Origin of the sequence: Synechococcus sp. HK01-R, assembly GCF_014217855.1 — a bacterium.
Taxonomy (GTDB): Bacteria; Cyanobacteriota; Cyanobacteriia; order PCC-6307; family Cyanobiaceae; genus Synechococcus_C.
On sequence record NZ_CP059059.1, the window covers coordinates 875,216 to 890,216 of the forward strand.

The window sequence follows — 15,001 nt, forward strand, 5'->3', positions numbered from 1 at the left end:
CGGGACGGGGATTGACGTGAGGGGTTCAGCCAGAACAGGGGGGAAGCAGTGATGCCGAGATCACACGAAAGCGACGTCGTCGTCCTGGAAGGCGGCTCCACCCGAAACGAGATCGAGAGTTCCAGTTTCAGAACCTGAGAGGTTAATCACCAACTTGTTGCTGCCATAACCGCTGATGGACACACGGCCCTCGATGTTGGCTGCGATTTGCACCTGGTCATCACCGTTGCTGTTGAAATCGGTGATGGTGTCGGTGGAGCTGCCCTGAAGTTGGTCAACGGTCAGGTAATACACATCGTTGCCAGCGCCAAGGGTGGTCTGATCGGAGCCAGCGCCACCGCGCACGATGTCGTTGCCAGCGCCCGCATTGATCTCGTCGTTGCCAGCGCCAGCACGGATGAAGTCGTTGGCGGCAGAGCCTTCGATCTGGTCGTCAGCCCGGCCGGTGTTGATGTAGTAGTCAGGCGTGTTGTCGGCGGAGAAGGCGTTGGGATTGCTCTGGAAGGCCTGAGCTCCGCCGGGAAGGTTGTCGGCAATGGTGCCGCCACCGCTTGCAGCTGCAGCGGTGTTCACCTTGGTGCCGTCAGTGATGGCACCCTGATAGTTCACCACCACAGATCCGCCGTAGTTGGGGTCGATCTGAACGGAGGATCCACCGTTGGCCAGGGTGTTGCCGCCCGCATCGGTGGCGAGTCCCACTTGAATCGTGGCGTCGTTAGCACCGGCACCGGCATTCACCACCACATCAGCACCCGTGGTGCCCACGGCCAGATTGAGCGTGCCCGTACCTTCGGTCACTTCCAAAACCACGGGTGCACTTGCGGTGGCTGTGGGGTCAGTCACCACAATGGGGGCACTGGTGTTCAGGCTCGAGGTGGATCCGGCAGTAGGTTCCACAACCGTTGTGGATGTGGTGCTGATGGGGGTTACAGTATTAATAGTGACGGACACTAGGTGGATGCAATCACTTGGACCAAAACATAGTCGAACAGGACCTCGAAGTCAGTTGCGGTAGACGGTTTAAGTGTTGATCCGCGCAAAACTGCCGTGGCAGTGCCGATCCAGCGTCTCCCGGATCCGTTGCAGCAGCTCGCCTGGAAATGTTTGATGCTGGTTGGCCATCCCCACGTTGCAGGCGCGCCAGTGGGGCATCAGATCCCTGCTGTCTGTTGGTCGTTGCAGGAAGGTCAGAATCCTGTTCAGCTCGTCCTCGGGATGGGCAAACAAGCGCTCGCTGGACACAAGCAGCAGTTGCTCCTGAGGCAGCACGGCGTCCCAGCGCCTCAGTGCGGCGTCGTAGCAGCTGTCCTGAAGGGCGCGTGACCACAGTTGCTGGTGGATGCCGCTCAAGCTGGCCGGGGTGTGGTGTTCGATGGCCTGGAGCTCTTGTTCCAGCAAGGCGATTGGGTCATGGTCAAGACCCTCCAGCCGCTGGAGATGGTTGAGCCAGCTCAGGGCGCGCTCCCAAGGGTCTCGCAACAGCACGATACACCGCACCTTGGGCATCAGCTCCACAATCCGTTGGGGCGCTTCCGGGCAGTGGAAATAGGTGGGGCTCGCTTCTCCCCGGGCAATGCCGGCCTCTGGCAGGAAACGGGGGAACTGGGCGCAGTACCAGTCAGCTCCCAGGTGATGAAAGCGATCAAAGAACTGCAGTTCCTTGCGCGGATGGCACCAGACCCCCGGATGGTGGCTGAGCACTTGCAAGAGCGAGGTGGTGCCCCCCTTCGGGACGCCAATGATCAGGAAATCCGGGGAAGTGGGGGGTTGAGATTCTGGGGCGAGCGCCTGGGCCTGCGGGCCGAGCTCCAGGCGAGCGGCTCGGCGCGACACGGTGATCGCGTTCTTGAGCTGCCCATCCAGCAACAGGTAGTGAGCCAACAATTGATTGGCGAAGGCGCTCTGGGGGCGTCGCGACGTGATCTGGACGTAGGCCTGCAGCACGCGTTGGCGCATCGCAGGGCTGAGCCGCAGATACTGCAAAGAGTTATGGCTGCAGTAGTGGTCGGGATTGCGTTGGAGGCTTGCCAGAAACCAACCGGCGGCCCGATCCGGATGGCCGTGGGCCCGTTGCAGTTCCCCCAGTCGGTAAGAAGCTTCTGCTTGCACAGTCTTATCCAGGCACGCCTGGGCGAGGGAGGCCTCGGCCAGCGCCTGCTCGCCGCGTCGTTGTTCGATCACACCGCGAAGCAACCAGGCAGGCCCATTCATGGCCGGCCAGTGCACCTGCTCCAGGCAGAGTGCCGCCAGCTCGATCGCGCCCTGCTGCTGCAGCCAGTCGGCGAGGGCCACGGCGCTACCGCTGCGTTCTCCTTCAGACACGGCCTGCCGCAGGATCAAGGGCAACCAGTGGTGGAGAAGCTGAAGGCGTTGTTGGCCAACAGCCAGCTTCACAAGCGTGAATAGGCGGGCGTGGGACAGCTCCCCTTGGTAGGCCGCACGACGACATTGGCGCCACGTGCGGCCCAGGGCGCCATCAGATACGTTGCGCATCACAGCGTTGGGATGGGTTGAGGCCTCCACAGCTGGATCGCAGGCTCTTGATGCGGTGTTGGACACTGAGGGGGCAGCAACAGCAAGCTGAGCGAGGGCCAGCGCTGGGCCTCCCAGCGAGGCCACTCCTTCACGTTGATGCGCTTTTGACAGTCGAGCGTGCGGAGCTGTTGATCAACGGCGGCTCGCAGCCATAAGGGCTCTGGGCTGGCAATCAGCCATAGCTCCAGGCTCTGGTGCGGTTCGTTGGTTTGCAGCCAGGTCTCCATCACAACGTCGAGGCCGAGAGGAGCCTCCATGGCAAACAAACCGACGCAGCGGAGATCACGGATGGTGGCCTCAGACCATCCATCGCACGCGGGTGCGGCTGCGACCGTGACCGACGGATCGCTCAGCAGCAACAGCGACTTGCGCGCCCCAAGTTGTTCCAGTCCTTGGTTCAGGACACCGGGGGCCCATTGATGCTGGGGGTCCCGTTCGAGAACAGTGCGGCAGTAATGCACGCAGGTGGCCGGATGGCGTTGCCGAAGACTGTGATGGGCCAGACGCATCACCGGCCAGTTCTGCCAGGGGTCGAGGCGCAGGCTGTGCTCCCACCAGCTGGCCGCTTCGTCATAACGGTGCAACTGTTCAAGGAGATCCGCGCAGGCATTGGCGAGAGGTGTTGGGAATTGGCTGGGACCACCTCCCTGATGGGCCGCCAGCTGTTTCAACAACTCAAGGGCCGGTTCCGGCTGGTTGTGATCACGCCAGAGACTCACCAATTCGAGCAGGTGTTCGATCTCGAGGGGAGGCGGATCCTGCAAAAGCTGGGATTGCAAGCCAAGCGCCTCAGGCACGTGGTGCTGTTGCAACAGCAGAATCAGTTGGTGCCAACTCGGAGCCTGTGCGTTCAACAAGCGGGCCGCTTGATCGAACCGTCCCAGTCGCCGCCAGCACTCGGCCAGGGCAGTGCGGAGCTCAGCCTGCTCGGGCGGCAGCAGGCTCCAGGTTTGCCATTCGGCTGCTGATTCAGCGTCGCCGCAGGCCCGTCGCCAGCGGGCCACCCGTTCGAAGGCGCTGGGTGCGGGCGCGTCAGCTTCCAGATCGATCAGGGCCTGATCCAGATCGGCCGGTAGGGTCTCACGCATACCGCTCATGATGACGTGTCCAGTGCGGCCAAGGTGTCTGCCGCTTCACTGGCGCCAGGTCGCAGATCGATCGGATACAAGCCTGGCCCCTCATAGAGCCATTCCTGCAGCGGTAGTGGTGTTGCGGCGGCTTCAAGGCGACGGTGGCGCAGCTGGCGCCGCTGAATCAAGGGATCGAAATAGGTGGGTGCATAGGCGGGGTTGACCAGTTCGATCACGGTTGTGGAGGGCCGGGCAGCGAGCAGATTGGCCATGGCGGCACCGTGGGGTGCGATCAGGGTTCCGGCCGCCGCCACCTGGTGCCACTGCTGCTGCACGCTGCGCAGCAAGAGGGCGGGGATGCCGAGCTGGCTTTGCCAGAGGCGTTCCGCCAGGGCCGGGCGGCGTTGGCTGGTGCCGCGCCCCAGCCACAGCCTTGTTTCAGCGTCAGCGGTCCCCTGCTCGATCCCCCAGAACTGCTCCAGCCAGGTGAGATTGGCGTGGGCGGGTCGGCCGAAATGGCTGGTGAAGCTGGGCACGAGCAGCAGCTCTGCCTGGAGGTGATCGCTGGCCGGCAGCAGCCGTTCCGGTCTGATACCGAGGCGTTGGAGCGCTTGGCGCACGTAGGCAGGTGAACCGCCGTTGTGCCAGAGGCGCAGATCGGGCCACTGCTGCAGCGCGGCCTGCCAGCAGCGCCCGAGGCGCGGCAGCAGTTCCAACTGCCAGTGGAAGAAGAGTTCCGCTGACAGCTCCGCCACCGCCAGCACAGGGCCTGCGGCATGTTGGGCCGGTGGGCGATCCCTTTCGGCCTGACGCAAATGCTCGATCGTCAAGTGTTCCAGCGCCTGACGATGCGGGCAGGCGGGCCAGGGCCAGGGATAATGGCGGCAGAGTTGGGTGAGCCATTGGCCTGAGGCGTCCTGCACCGCCACGCCATGGCTGAGCCGCCAGGGATTGCGCTGGCGGGGCACCCAGATGCGCCCCTGGGGCAGTTGGGTCAGCTGCAACGGCGGATCCGCCGGGCTGGCTTGCTTCTGGCAGGGGAGGCAGGCCTGGGCGGCGCAGGGGGGCTGCAGCCATGGTTCCGGTGGTGCTGCCGGTTCGGCCAGCAGTTGGGCGCCGGTGTGGTAACCCAGCCGGTCGTATAAGCCTGCCAGCTGGGCATCGAGGCGCTGCTGGCGACCGCAGCCCCAGGCTCGCTCCAGGTGTTGCAGGGCTCGGCTGGGCACCTCTGGCAGGCAGATCTCCCCCCAACCCTGCAGCAGGGCGCCAAGACGACTGACGCCCGCCTCGCCGGGATCGCCAGCCAGCAGCATCCTGGCCAGTGCGAGCGCCTGGCGCCTTAGGGGCGCGATCGGATCGCGACTCAGCCCGGCAGCGGCGGCCTCCAGGTGGGCCTCCACGGCAGGGCGCTCCTGCAGCAGCAGGCTGTGCCAGGCGCTGAGGGCCCGGCGCGGTCGCCCCCGATCCAACGCTTCCAGCGCTTCGGCGTGAAGGGTTTGAGCGTTGGTGGTGGCGTTGCGGCTTGAGGTCATCGCGCCAAGAGCAGGTCCTGGGCTTGACGCCAGAAGCGGCTGGCCTGCAGTGCTTCGGCATCGAAGCGCTGACCGATGCGGGCGCAGCTGCGAGCGAACACTTCCAGGTAGTGCACCGGTCGCCTCGGGAGGGGATACGGGCAATCCTCCAACGCCTGATGCAGCAACTGCAGAGCCAGATCTGGGGCGCCATCGCTCCAGGCTTGCCAGCTGGCCCAGGTGGTGGTGTCGTAGCGCTGGCTGCGGGCCCAGCCTGGCTCGCTGGCCGCCACCGCTTCCAGGTGGTGCTCCATCACCGCCAGCAACCCCTGCAACTGGGCCTTGGTGCGGCTGCTGGCATTGGCGCCATGGAGGCGGTAACGCACCAGCTCCTGCTCGATCCAGGCGCCCTCGTGGCCGGCTGCCGCCAGACGCAAGAGCAGATCCACGTCTTCTGAATGGCGCAGCTGGGGATCAAACCCGCCCACGGCGAGCAAGGCGTCGCGGCGCACGGTCCAGGCGCTGGGCAGCACAGCCTTGTGCTGCATGAAGCTACGCCAGCTGAAACCGGCCCCCTCCTGCCAGGGCCTCACGGCCTGTTGATGACGCCCGGCGTCATCACAGCGCCACCAGCCCCCATGCACATGGCTCAGGTGGGGATACCGGGCGAAGGCCTGCAGCGGCAAGGACAGGCGCCCTGGCAGCGGACGATCATCGGCATCGAGAAGGGCGATCAGGGGGGCACGGCTGGCGGCGACGCCCGCATTGCGGGCCGCGGAGACGCCGCGCCCACCAGCGCGGATCAACTGCCAGCGCTCCTGGGGCCAGTGGGCGCAGAGCCGCTGCAGCAGCGCGTCGCTGCCATCGCTGCTGGCGTCATCGATGGCAATCAGCTCGAACCCGGTGTGCCATTCGCGCACCAGGGCCGCCAGTAGGGGGGGCAGCCAGGGGGCGGCATTGCGCATCGGCACCACCACACTGATGGGGGGAGCGAAGGCCACGGCGGCAACCGAAGACAGATGAGCTTGATGCTGTCATCCGATGACAGACTTGTGCCGCGATCTGCACAGGGTCATGCCGCGCGCCAGCAAAGGCTCCACGTCGGGCAACGCAAGCGGCGGGGGCAGCAAACGGAGCTCCAAGCGCAACGCCAAGCCAAACCCAGCCAAGCCAAGGCAAGCCAAGCCCAGTCAGGAGGCGTTGCCGAACGAGCTGCCCATGGCCGATCGCTACTACGAGCTGGCGGAATCGATGAATGCCCGCGGTGCGATCGAACTGGCGGTGCCGTTTTATCGCCAGGCCCTGGCGATGCTGCTGGAGGAACGGGACCAGTTGCGACAGCTGTTGCCTGAGCAGCAGCAACAGCAGCGTCTGTTGGACAGTCGCGAGGAGCAGATCGAAGGCCTGATCAACGAAGCCGCCCTGTTGCGCGTGGGCAGTGGCAACGGCCTTGACGAGCGCATCGCCGAACTGGCCGAGGAGCTGACGCCCCAGAGCGCCCAGCAGGTGTTGGCGGGCTTGCGCGAGCTGGTGCCAGAGCCGGAACTCCTGCCCGCCCCTGGTCGCAGCCTCGAGGGCAAGGCCCTGATGCTCTGTGGTCGCGTTGCCGAGGCGATCGCCAGTTTTGAAGCGGCCTACGCCGCCGCTGGCCAGGCGCCCGAGCATGGGATCAACCTGGCGGCGGCCCTTTTGGCGGCAGGCCAGGCCAGCCAGGCAGCCGCTCTGTTGCAACCCCTGCATCAACAGGGTTTGGCGGTGTTGGAGCCCGACCAACGGGCCGCGCTGCTGCGCAATTTCGCCACGGCGGCTAGTCAGCTGGAGCAACCGCTTCTGGCCCTGCAGTTGCGCCGGCAGTGGTTGCAGCTGGAGCCGGAGGCGGTGCCCTGCGACCGCTGGTTGGGCTGGTGCCGGGTCGGCTTGGCGCAACCCCCTGGCGATCACGCCCGCCAGGAAGCGCTTGCCTTTCTGCAGGATCTGCGCCGCTTGCATCCCGCCAACCGCGCGATTGCTGAGGTTCTGGCGGAAACCCTGGAGGCGGAGGGCGACTACCGCCAGGCGGCGCTGCTGTATCGCGAGTTGTTGCGGCCGTGAGCGCCAAGCTCAATGGCCAGGAGCTCTACGCCCAGGCGGCGTCTGCGGTGGAGCAGGCCTCCTGGGGTCGGGCGGAGTCCTTGCTGCGTCGGTTGTTGGCGTTGCAGCCCGACCATGCCAGTGGCCATCACCTGCTGGGCAAGAGCCTGCGCGCTCTCGGTGAACCCCACCAGGCTCTGGCGGCCCAGCAGCGCAGTTGTGGGCTCGATCCCTGGCTGGGTTGGAACTGGTTTGCCGCTGGTGAACTGTTGATGGAGCAGCAGCGCTGGCCGGAGGCGGCCGAGGCGTTTGCCTGGGCCTTGCATGCGCTGCCGGCGGAGGGCTGGATCGCCCACCAGCTGCAGCAGGCGCGCAGCGCTGGGGTTGTGGCGGGCGACAGCTACCAGCATTGGATTCGGCACCACGAACCCCGCCTGCCCGATCCGCTCACGCCCCTCACGCAACAGTTTTGGACGTTGGCTGGCCAGGGCCAGTGGCGGGCCTTGCATGGTCCGGCGTCCTTGCAGCCGCGCTGGGCACCGCTTGGATCTTCGCCTTGGCCCGTGGAGGGCTGGTTGGTGTTGCTCGGCCCGCAGACCCAGTTGCGGCCGGGGGCGCTCCAGGCGTTGGAGGGGTGGTTGGCACAGGCCTTGCCCTGGCAACGGGCCGGCCAGGCGGTGGCGGATGTGATGTATGCCGATGAAGATCGGCTTGAGCCTGACGGCCGGCGCTGCGATCCCTGGTTCAAGCCGGGTTGGGTGCCGGAGAGCTTCTGGAGCAGTCCCTGGCTTGGTGGCTTGAGTGTGTGGCGCCTGAGTTGGCTGCGTCATCAGACGCTGCCCTTGCCGCCAACGGATCCGGCGGGTCGCTTCCGCTGGCAGCTGGCGGCTTTGGAGCGCAGCCCGCGGATCGAGCCCTGCCCGTTGCTGCTCAGCCATCAGGCGATGGCGAGCGGTGGGCCCAACAGCAGAGCTGATCCCGAATCAGAGTCCGGAGCTGAGGCTGCGGCCCTGTTGGCCCATCTGCAGGAGCAGGGCGAGGCGGTGCAGTCGGTGACGCCTTTGCCCCAGCGCCCCGGCTGTTTTCAGCTGCACTGGGCCCTGCCGAAGCGCGTTGGCTGCTCGCTGCTGATTCCCACCCGCGATCGCGCCGATCTGTTGCAGGTGTGTTTGCAGAGCGTCTGGGACAGCACGGAGGCGGCGCGGGCCCAGGGGATCGATCTCGCGTTGGTGCTGATCGACAACGGCTCGGTGGAGCAGGCCACTACGGAGCTGCTTTGTCGCTGGCAGCAACGGCTGGGTGATGCGATGACCACGTTGCGGCTGGAGCAGCCGTTCAACTGGAGCCAGCTCAACAATCAGGCGGCAGCGCGGGCTCGCGGTGAGGTGTTGCTCTGCCTCAACAACGACATCGAGGCGCGGCAACCCGGTTGGCTGGAGGCGATGGTGGCCCAGGCGCTGCGTCCGGTGGTGGGTTGCGTCGGCGCCAATCTGTTGTATCCCGATGGCACCTTGCAGCACGGTGGTGTGGTGCTGGGCCTCCACGGTGGTGCCGACCATGCCTATCGCCATCTGCCCCTCAGCCATGGCGTGCATCGCGGTCGCAGCGGCCTGCTCACGGGTTGGGGTGCGGTCACCGGGGCGTGCCTGATGCTGCGCCGGGAGCTTCTGTTGCAGCTCGGTGGTTTCGATGAAGGACTCCCGGTGGAATTCAACGATGTGGATCTTTGTCTGCGCCTGGGCTCCTTGGGCTACCGCCATGTGATCCCCCCCGAGGCGGTGTTGATCCACCACGAAAGCCAGAGCCGCGATGCCTTGGCCAGCCGCACGGCCCACCAGGCCCTCCAACGGCTCCAACGTCGCTGGCCCGGCCGCTTACGCAGCGGTAGCCCCTGGTGGCCCCAACAGATGGAACCAAATCATGTCGATGGACGACCGTTGGGGATGGCGGTTTCTGTTGAATGATGGCTTGATGTCTCGATGACCGAGTGATAGACCCTGGAAAGATCACGCGCGCAGGCACTTGCATCACGCAAGTGATCGGATGCAACAGGACGATGTTCACGCCTCCGATAGACCCAGCGATACAGCGGGCCTTCCTTGAAGCCCATGCAGAGGATGTCACTCCATCGATTGGGCTCCGTCATTGGCAAGGTAAAGACACCTTCTTGGCCCTCTAGAGCCGACAATCCGCCCGCATTGGTTGTGATGATCGGAAGACCATAGGCTAGGGCTTCTCTAGCAACAAATCCGTACACTTCATGCCACAACGATGGCATCGCCACGAGATCTGTTTGTGAAAAGATGAAGGGCAGATCGACTCTGTCGTAAGGCCCATGCAGTGTGACGACGTCGGGGTGATCTTGGCTGATGCGTTTGATCGCCAGCTGGCTCGCTTGATTGCCGTGGTAGCTGGTTGGACAGGGGCCATGCAGCTGAATTGAAACGATAGTGTGCAGGTCTGACTGAAGACAAGCTTGGCAGAAGAGAAGCTGGCCTTTGTGCGGCGCAATTGTGCCGAGGATGGCGATGCGTATTTTGTTATGGGTTGCGGGTGCTGAGCTTTGCTTCTCTCTGCTCAGGCTTTCTCGTGCAAAGACGAGGTTGAGCCCATTTTCAATGGTTTGAATTGGGCTGGTGATTCCGTGTTGCTGGTGAATGTGAGCGGCTTGTCGAGATGGCGAAATCACTGCTGCTGCATGCTTTAGGCAGTGATCGCTGTACTGCGTCCAGGCTGTTTTGAGAGATAGCGGTCGTGATGACCTAAGATTTGAGTGGTTATGGTGAGACTGATAGTATTCTGATGACTCGAGGCTTTTAGCCGTTTGATAAGGCCAGGTCTGCAAGGCATTCTGTTCCCAGGCTTCGTGATCGTCTGGGTCGATGATGGTGTTTTGATTGCTGAAGAGTTGACCGCGAGGGTCGAGCGTCCAGTAGTCATGCAAGGTTGCCACGCAGGGTAGTGATTTGCTGAGAGTGGCAATGGCTCGGATGCCAAAAAATAAATTGTGATGGAAATCAAGAAGGTCGAGTTGATGGTGATTGGCCCAATGTTCGAGGATGACTTCGGCTTGTGGCACGCGCTGAAAATCCATCAGACATTTTGTGTTTTCATAGCAGTAATTCATTTCCTGGATTTGAATGCCATCGTCCATCCAGCCACGCGTGGCAAAGCGCTCGCCTGATCCCGTGGTATTCACGCAATGCACAAAAACCTGATGGCCCATAGCGCGTAAGTCATGGGCGATTCCGTGAACATGGGTTTCCAGGCCACCGCGATGCTCATCGCCCCAGGCAAAAGAGACAAGGCCGATCTTGAGTGGGCGCGTCATAGTCGATTGAAAATTATTGCTGGAAAGCTTGTGTGCAATCAGAATTTGATTTGCAGCGACGCCTGCAGACTCAGCCGTACCCGTTCTGTCAGAACGGCATCGGGGAGTGGTACGCGCTCTGGATAGCCATCTATTGGTGTGACTCTGCAGCCGGGGTATTCGCAATTGCTCATAATGCTTTCAATCATGGGGGTGATGACCAGACCGATTTCGTTGAATGGCCTCCAACTGATGCCTGCGTTGAGATTGCGGCCGCTCCATTCACCGATGATGTGTAGGCCATCCAAGGCTTCAATGGCAATGGAGGCTATGGGATTGATTTGTCCATAGTCGCTGCCTGTTCTTAGTGCTCGCTTGAAGCGTTCGTTGCTGCAGGGATTGGTTGGAGTGAATCCATAGGTTGCACAGCCTGCATCTCTCAGGGCCTGAGTTTGGTCTTGGAAGGTTTGCTCGATTGGTTTGAATTCGCCGTTGCCAACCCCTGCCGTGAGGTAGAGATTGCGAAACCATGGGCTTGCATTTTCAGGAGGCTTAAGTCTGAGGCGCTGGCTGCCCACAAAGTAAAAATTGCGGGTCATGTCTGAAAAGATGAAATCCTGGCTGTCCCAGGTGATCAGATTCTCGACGCCTGTTCGGAAGGACGTGTCTGGACCAATGGCTTTGGAATAGTGTAGACCTGTCTGAACACCTTGAAGGATGCGGTTGCTGTCGACGAGAGGTCCATCACCTCTGCCAATGGAGCTCGAAATGGTTTCAGCACTGGTTGTTATGAAAAATCCACCCCAGGTTTGGGTGTCGCCAAATCCCAGATTGAAATAGGTGCTTCCGTTGGCCTGAGTGTCGAGTGATTTTTGCCAGTCATCAAAGGTGGTAAACGCTTCACAAGGCCCTTTCCCGAGGGTGCAATCGGTTCCGGTTACGCTGACGTCAAACATGACGCCATAGGGGCCATATCCGTTTGGGACGAGATAACTGATTTGTGGTAGCCATCGCTCATTGCGCCACAATGCCCTCGAGCTGGAGTAAGTGGGAGAGGCTTCATCGAAAGCGCGCCGTGCGATCTGAATGGCTTCAGTCGCGTTTTGGATCACCATTTGAGGGTTTTCCTCCGCCACAATCACGCCCTCGCTGTCCACCGGTTCCCACACCAGCCCTGCATTGGCGTTGATGGTTTGGTTTGCTTCCGGCATCACCGCAATCGAGGTGCTGCTGGGTGGGCTGTCGCTTGGTGTGTTGTTGCTGGGGGGCACCGGTTCCCACACGAGCGCGGTCGGTGGCGGCGGTGGTGTCGTCGATGTCAACGTCGATGTCGGCGACTCGGTTGCCGCGGGCACGGGTTCCCACAGGAGGGGCTTCGCAACAACGGTGTTGGCCGCGTTGTTCTCCGGCAACGCCGGCAGGGGGGGGACCGGTTGCCACTGCAGCTCCTGCGCCGAAGCGGCGGTGCCGGTGGTGGTGAGCAACAGCAGGGCTGCTAGCCAGCTGCGGGTCATGCAGCCACTCCCACGCGGTTGAGCTGTCGCAGCAAGGCCAGCTGGCGCGGCAGTGGGTTGGTGCCGGGGTGCACCTGCATCAGATAGTCGAGCGCCTCGGTGGGGGAGAGTGCCTGGGTTTGCACCAACCAGGCCATGCACACCAGCGGCGAACGCTCCATGGCTGCCACGCAATGCACAAACACCGGACCCACCTGGTGCAGCGCCGCGAGCTGCTGGAGAGCGTCCTCCAGCTGCCCCAGTTCGAGCACGTCTGCACTGCGGTGATCCGGCAGCACCAGGCGCTTGCAGCAAAAGCTCTCCTCCAGACCGGCTGGGGCTGGGGCTTCCTCGTTGCTGCAGAGACTGAACACAGCGCGAATGCCGGCGTCGTGCAGCCGTTGCAGATGTCGCTCAGCCCGCGGTGCCGGACCCACCGCCAGTGCATCGACGAGCACCCAGTCGATTCGGAAGCGACGCGGCGATGGTGGTGTGATCGACGGCACCATCAGTTGTCGAGCCAACGCATCAGCTGACGCCGGCGCTGGGCTACCCGCTCACGCAGGCTGCTGGGGGCTTTCGGGGCCGCTGTCACCCGTCGTTGCTGACGGGATACCCCCGCAGTGTCGCCGCCCTCAGGCTCCGCTTCGGCGTAATGGGCATAGGCCGCTGCAGGGTCGTAGGCGGCATAGCAGTAACCGCCATAGCCATAGCCATAGCCATAGCCATAGTTTCCGTAGCCGTATTGGCCGTAGCCATAGGCCGAGGCACCCTGCCGCTCTGGTTTGATCGCATTGGTCACGATGCCCAGCAGGGGGGCACCGCTGCTGCGGATGCGGTTCACCGCTTCCCTGGGCAGGCCGCGATCGACGCGATCCAGGCTCACCAGCAACATCAGGCCATCGCAGTGTTCGGCCACCAGGGCGGCGTCGGCCAGACCGAGCACCGGTGGTGTGTCGAACAGGATCAGATCAAACTCACCACTCGCTTCGAGGTCCTGCACCAGTTGGTGCATGCGCCCGGAACTGAGTAGCCGGGCGGGATCGGGGGGGCGGCGACCGGCGGTGATCACCGACCACCCCTCATAGCCCTCCACCTGTTGCAGAGCGTCGCGCCAGGCGGGCGCTTCATCACTGAGCAGATTGGACAGTCCGCGCAGGTTGTTGAGCCCCAAGCGGGTGTGCAACTGCGGCTTGCGCATGTCGGCATCAATCAGCAGCACCCGTTGCCCCATTTCCGAAAGGGTTTTCGCCAGCAGGCTGTTCACCAGTGATTTGCCTTCTGTCGGCAGGGAGCTGGTGAGGGAGATCGAGCGCAGCGGCCGGTCGCTGTTGAGGAAGCGCAGCGACGTGAACAGGTTTCGGAAGGCCTCTTGATAGAAGAAACGTTGGTAACCGGCCTCCTGCTTTTGCTGGGGATCGCTCACCGGCAGGGTCTGACTGTCGAGCTCGTTGAGCATGAAGCGCTTGTCTTCTCGCACCCCCTGGAAAAAACTCACATAGGGAACATGACCCAGCAGGGGCAAGCCTAGCTCATCCTTCACCTCACCGGCATGGTGGAACACATGATCCATGCGATCGCGCAGCAAGCCGGCGCCAGCGCCGGCCACCAATCCCAACATGGCGCCAAGGGCAAGGTTGCGCGGCACCGAGGGTTTGATCGGATTGGGATTGATTTCCGGTGGATCAATCACCCGCCAGGGCACGCTGCGCTGGGCGATTTCCAGTTGGAAATTCTCACGAGCGCTCACGAGGCCGGCCAGGTTCTCCTGCGCAATCGTGAGCCGGGTCTGCAGGGCTTCGTATTGCTTGATCAGTGCCGGTTGTTTGAGGAACTGGGCATTGAGTTCCTGCTCCTGGGCTCTTGCTGTGGCGAGGCGGCCGGCATTGAGGCTGAGCGCGGCATCCACCGCTTCCAATTGGTTTTTGCGTAGCAGCGGTTTCAGCTGATTGAGGCGTGCCTCCAGGCCCTGCACCATGGAGGAGTCAGGGTTGTATTTGGAGCGGGCTTCCGCCAGCTCTGTTTCCACCTTGAGCAGTTGCTGCAACAGGCTCTGGTCCACATCGCTGATGGTGAGGCCCTGCACACCACCACCGGCCGTGGTGCCGTTGCCCATCCCACCGATCGCTTCCTGGAAGCCGCGGGCGGTGAGGGTGCCGTTGGCGATTTCCTGGCGCACCTTGAGCAGACGGTTGCGTCCGGCCTGCAGATCGAGCACCTGGGCGGCCATGCCCGCTTCGCGTTCCTTGAGCGCTCCCCCTTCCGCGGAGGGCTCGAGCAGGGAATGCTGGCGCCGGAAGGCGGCCACCTCAGACTGGATCTGATCGGTTTTGGCCTGCAGCGCCGGCGCTTGTTTGTTGAGGAAAGCGAGGCCATCGGCCAGGCGTTGCTGCCGTTGCTGGAGGGCGGCCTGGAGATAGGCCGTGCTCAGGGCCTTGAGCACGGCTTCATCCTGCTCAGGATCGCGGCCGGTGAGGCTCACATTGAGCACGCCTTCCGCCTCTTTGCGCTTTTCGCCGCCGGAGCTGATCGTGATGCGATTGGCAAGGGAGTTTTCATCGAGATCGAAACGGCGCGCGATCGGGCCGAGCAGTAATGGGCTCTGCAGCACTTCGATCAGGGTGGGGATGTCGTTGCTGGTGGTGTTGCGAGCCAGCTGCTCAAACATGGTGTTGTTGAACCCTGCGGCAGCGTGACTGCCCCCACCCTCGGTGCTGATCGGGTCGGTGATCAGCAGGACAAAGGAGCCCTGATAAACCGGCCGGAACACCCGCTGATACACCGTGACCAGTCCGGCCAGGCCGATCACGGCAGCGGCGGTCACACCCACCAGTTTTTTGCGCCGCCTCAGGGCGCGCCACACCTCGCGCAGGTCGATCTCGTCGTCACTGCTGCCCATGCCAGGTGGCACCTGCCCCAGGTCGCGCACCTGAACGGTCTGGATGCCCTGGGGATTGAAATCCGGGCTCTGGCCAGGGCTGGCAACGAGTTTCGACATTGCCGCGACTGAAT

Annotated in this window: 12 protein-coding genes; 3 read left to right on the forward strand and 9 right to left on the reverse strand. The window is 63.1% G+C overall.

Going from position 1 to position 15,001, the window contains the following annotated elements:
- Nucleotides 1-60: 60 nt before the first annotated feature.
- From H0O21_RS04520 to H0O21_RS04540, 5 genes are all read right to left on the reverse strand, one after another.
- Nucleotides 61-810 (reverse strand): calcium-binding protein, encoded by a 750-nt coding sequence (locus tag H0O21_RS04520; RefSeq protein WP_185190549.1) that lies wholly within the window; start codon nucleotides 808-810, stop codon nucleotides 61-63.
- A 210-nt stretch (nucleotides 811-1,020) separates the two neighbouring features.
- Nucleotides 1,021-2,493 carry a sulfotransferase domain-containing protein gene (locus H0O21_RS04525; protein ID WP_185190550.1) on the reverse strand — a complete coding sequence of 491 codons (1,473 nt, stop codon included), beginning with the start codon at nucleotides 2,491-2,493 and terminating at the stop codon, nucleotides 1,021-1,023.
- A complete protein-coding gene (locus H0O21_RS04530; protein WP_185190551.1) occupies nucleotides 2,493-3,632 on the reverse strand; it encodes a lipopolysaccharide assembly protein LapB in 1,140 nt (379 codons plus the stop codon). Before H0O21_RS04530 ends, H0O21_RS04525 begins: the two co-directional genes overlap by 1 nt.
- Nucleotides 3,629-5,137: a DUF563 domain-containing protein gene (locus H0O21_RS04535; RefSeq protein WP_185190552.1), complete on the reverse strand. Its 1,509-nt coding sequence runs from the start codon at nucleotides 5,135-5,137 to the stop codon at nucleotides 3,629-3,631. The genes H0O21_RS04530 and H0O21_RS04535 overlap by 4 nt, the downstream gene beginning before the upstream one ends.
- Complete coding sequence (locus tag H0O21_RS04540) at nucleotides 5,134-6,117, reverse strand: glycosyltransferase family A protein (protein WP_185190553.1); 984 nt, start codon at nucleotides 6,115-6,117, stop codon at nucleotides 5,134-5,136. The genes H0O21_RS04535 and H0O21_RS04540 overlap by 4 nt, the downstream gene beginning before the upstream one ends.
- A gap of 73 nt (nucleotides 6,118-6,190) precedes the next feature.
- Between H0O21_RS04540 and H0O21_RS04545 the strand changes: the two genes are divergently transcribed.
- Together H0O21_RS04545 and H0O21_RS04550 are read left to right on the forward strand one after the other, a co-directional pair.
- The gene (locus tag H0O21_RS04545; RefSeq protein ID WP_185190554.1) at nucleotides 6,191-7,207 is read left to right on the forward strand and encodes a hypothetical protein; all 1,017 of its coding nucleotides are present in this window, start codon (nucleotides 6,191-6,193) and stop codon (nucleotides 7,205-7,207) included.
- On the forward strand, nucleotides 7,204-9,150 hold the full coding sequence (locus H0O21_RS04550) for a glycosyltransferase (protein WP_185190555.1): 1,947 nt from the start codon (nucleotides 7,204-7,206) through the stop codon (nucleotides 9,148-9,150). Before H0O21_RS04545 ends, H0O21_RS04550 begins: the two co-directional genes overlap by 4 nt.
- Here H0O21_RS04550 and H0O21_RS04555 read toward each other — a convergent pair.
- Together H0O21_RS04555 and H0O21_RS04560 are read right to left on the reverse strand one after the other, a co-directional pair.
- On the reverse strand, nucleotides 9,105-10,517 hold the full coding sequence (locus H0O21_RS04555) for a glycosyltransferase (RefSeq protein ID WP_185190556.1): 1,413 nt from the start codon (nucleotides 10,515-10,517) through the stop codon (nucleotides 9,105-9,107). The genes H0O21_RS04550 and H0O21_RS04555 overlap by 46 nt on opposite strands.
- Nucleotides 10,518-10,555: 38 nt before the next feature.
- Complete coding sequence (locus H0O21_RS04560; RefSeq protein WP_185190557.1) at nucleotides 10,556-11,707, reverse strand: hypothetical protein; 1,152 nt, start codon at nucleotides 11,705-11,707, stop codon at nucleotides 10,556-10,558.
- Between H0O21_RS04560 and H0O21_RS04565 the strand changes: the two genes are divergently transcribed.
- Nucleotides 11,685-12,032, forward strand: a complete 348-nt coding sequence (locus H0O21_RS04565; protein WP_185190558.1) for a hypothetical protein — start codon at nucleotides 11,685-11,687, stop codon at nucleotides 12,030-12,032. The genes H0O21_RS04560 and H0O21_RS04565 overlap by 23 nt on opposite strands.
- Here the strand turns inward: H0O21_RS04565 and H0O21_RS04570 are convergent.
- Both H0O21_RS04570 and H0O21_RS04575 read right to left on the reverse strand, forming a co-directional pair.
- A complete protein-coding gene (locus H0O21_RS04570; RefSeq protein ID WP_255441131.1) occupies nucleotides 12,007-12,513 on the reverse strand; it encodes a dual specificity protein phosphatase in 507 nt (168 codons plus the stop codon). The two genes, H0O21_RS04565 and H0O21_RS04570, sit on opposite strands and share 26 nt — an antisense overlap.
- On the reverse strand, nucleotides 12,498-14,987 hold the full coding sequence (locus H0O21_RS04575) for a polysaccharide biosynthesis tyrosine autokinase (protein WP_185190559.1): 2,490 nt from the start codon (nucleotides 14,985-14,987) through the stop codon (nucleotides 12,498-12,500). Before H0O21_RS04575 ends, H0O21_RS04570 begins: the two co-directional genes overlap by 16 nt.
- Nucleotides 14,988-15,001: the final 14 nt, after the last annotated feature.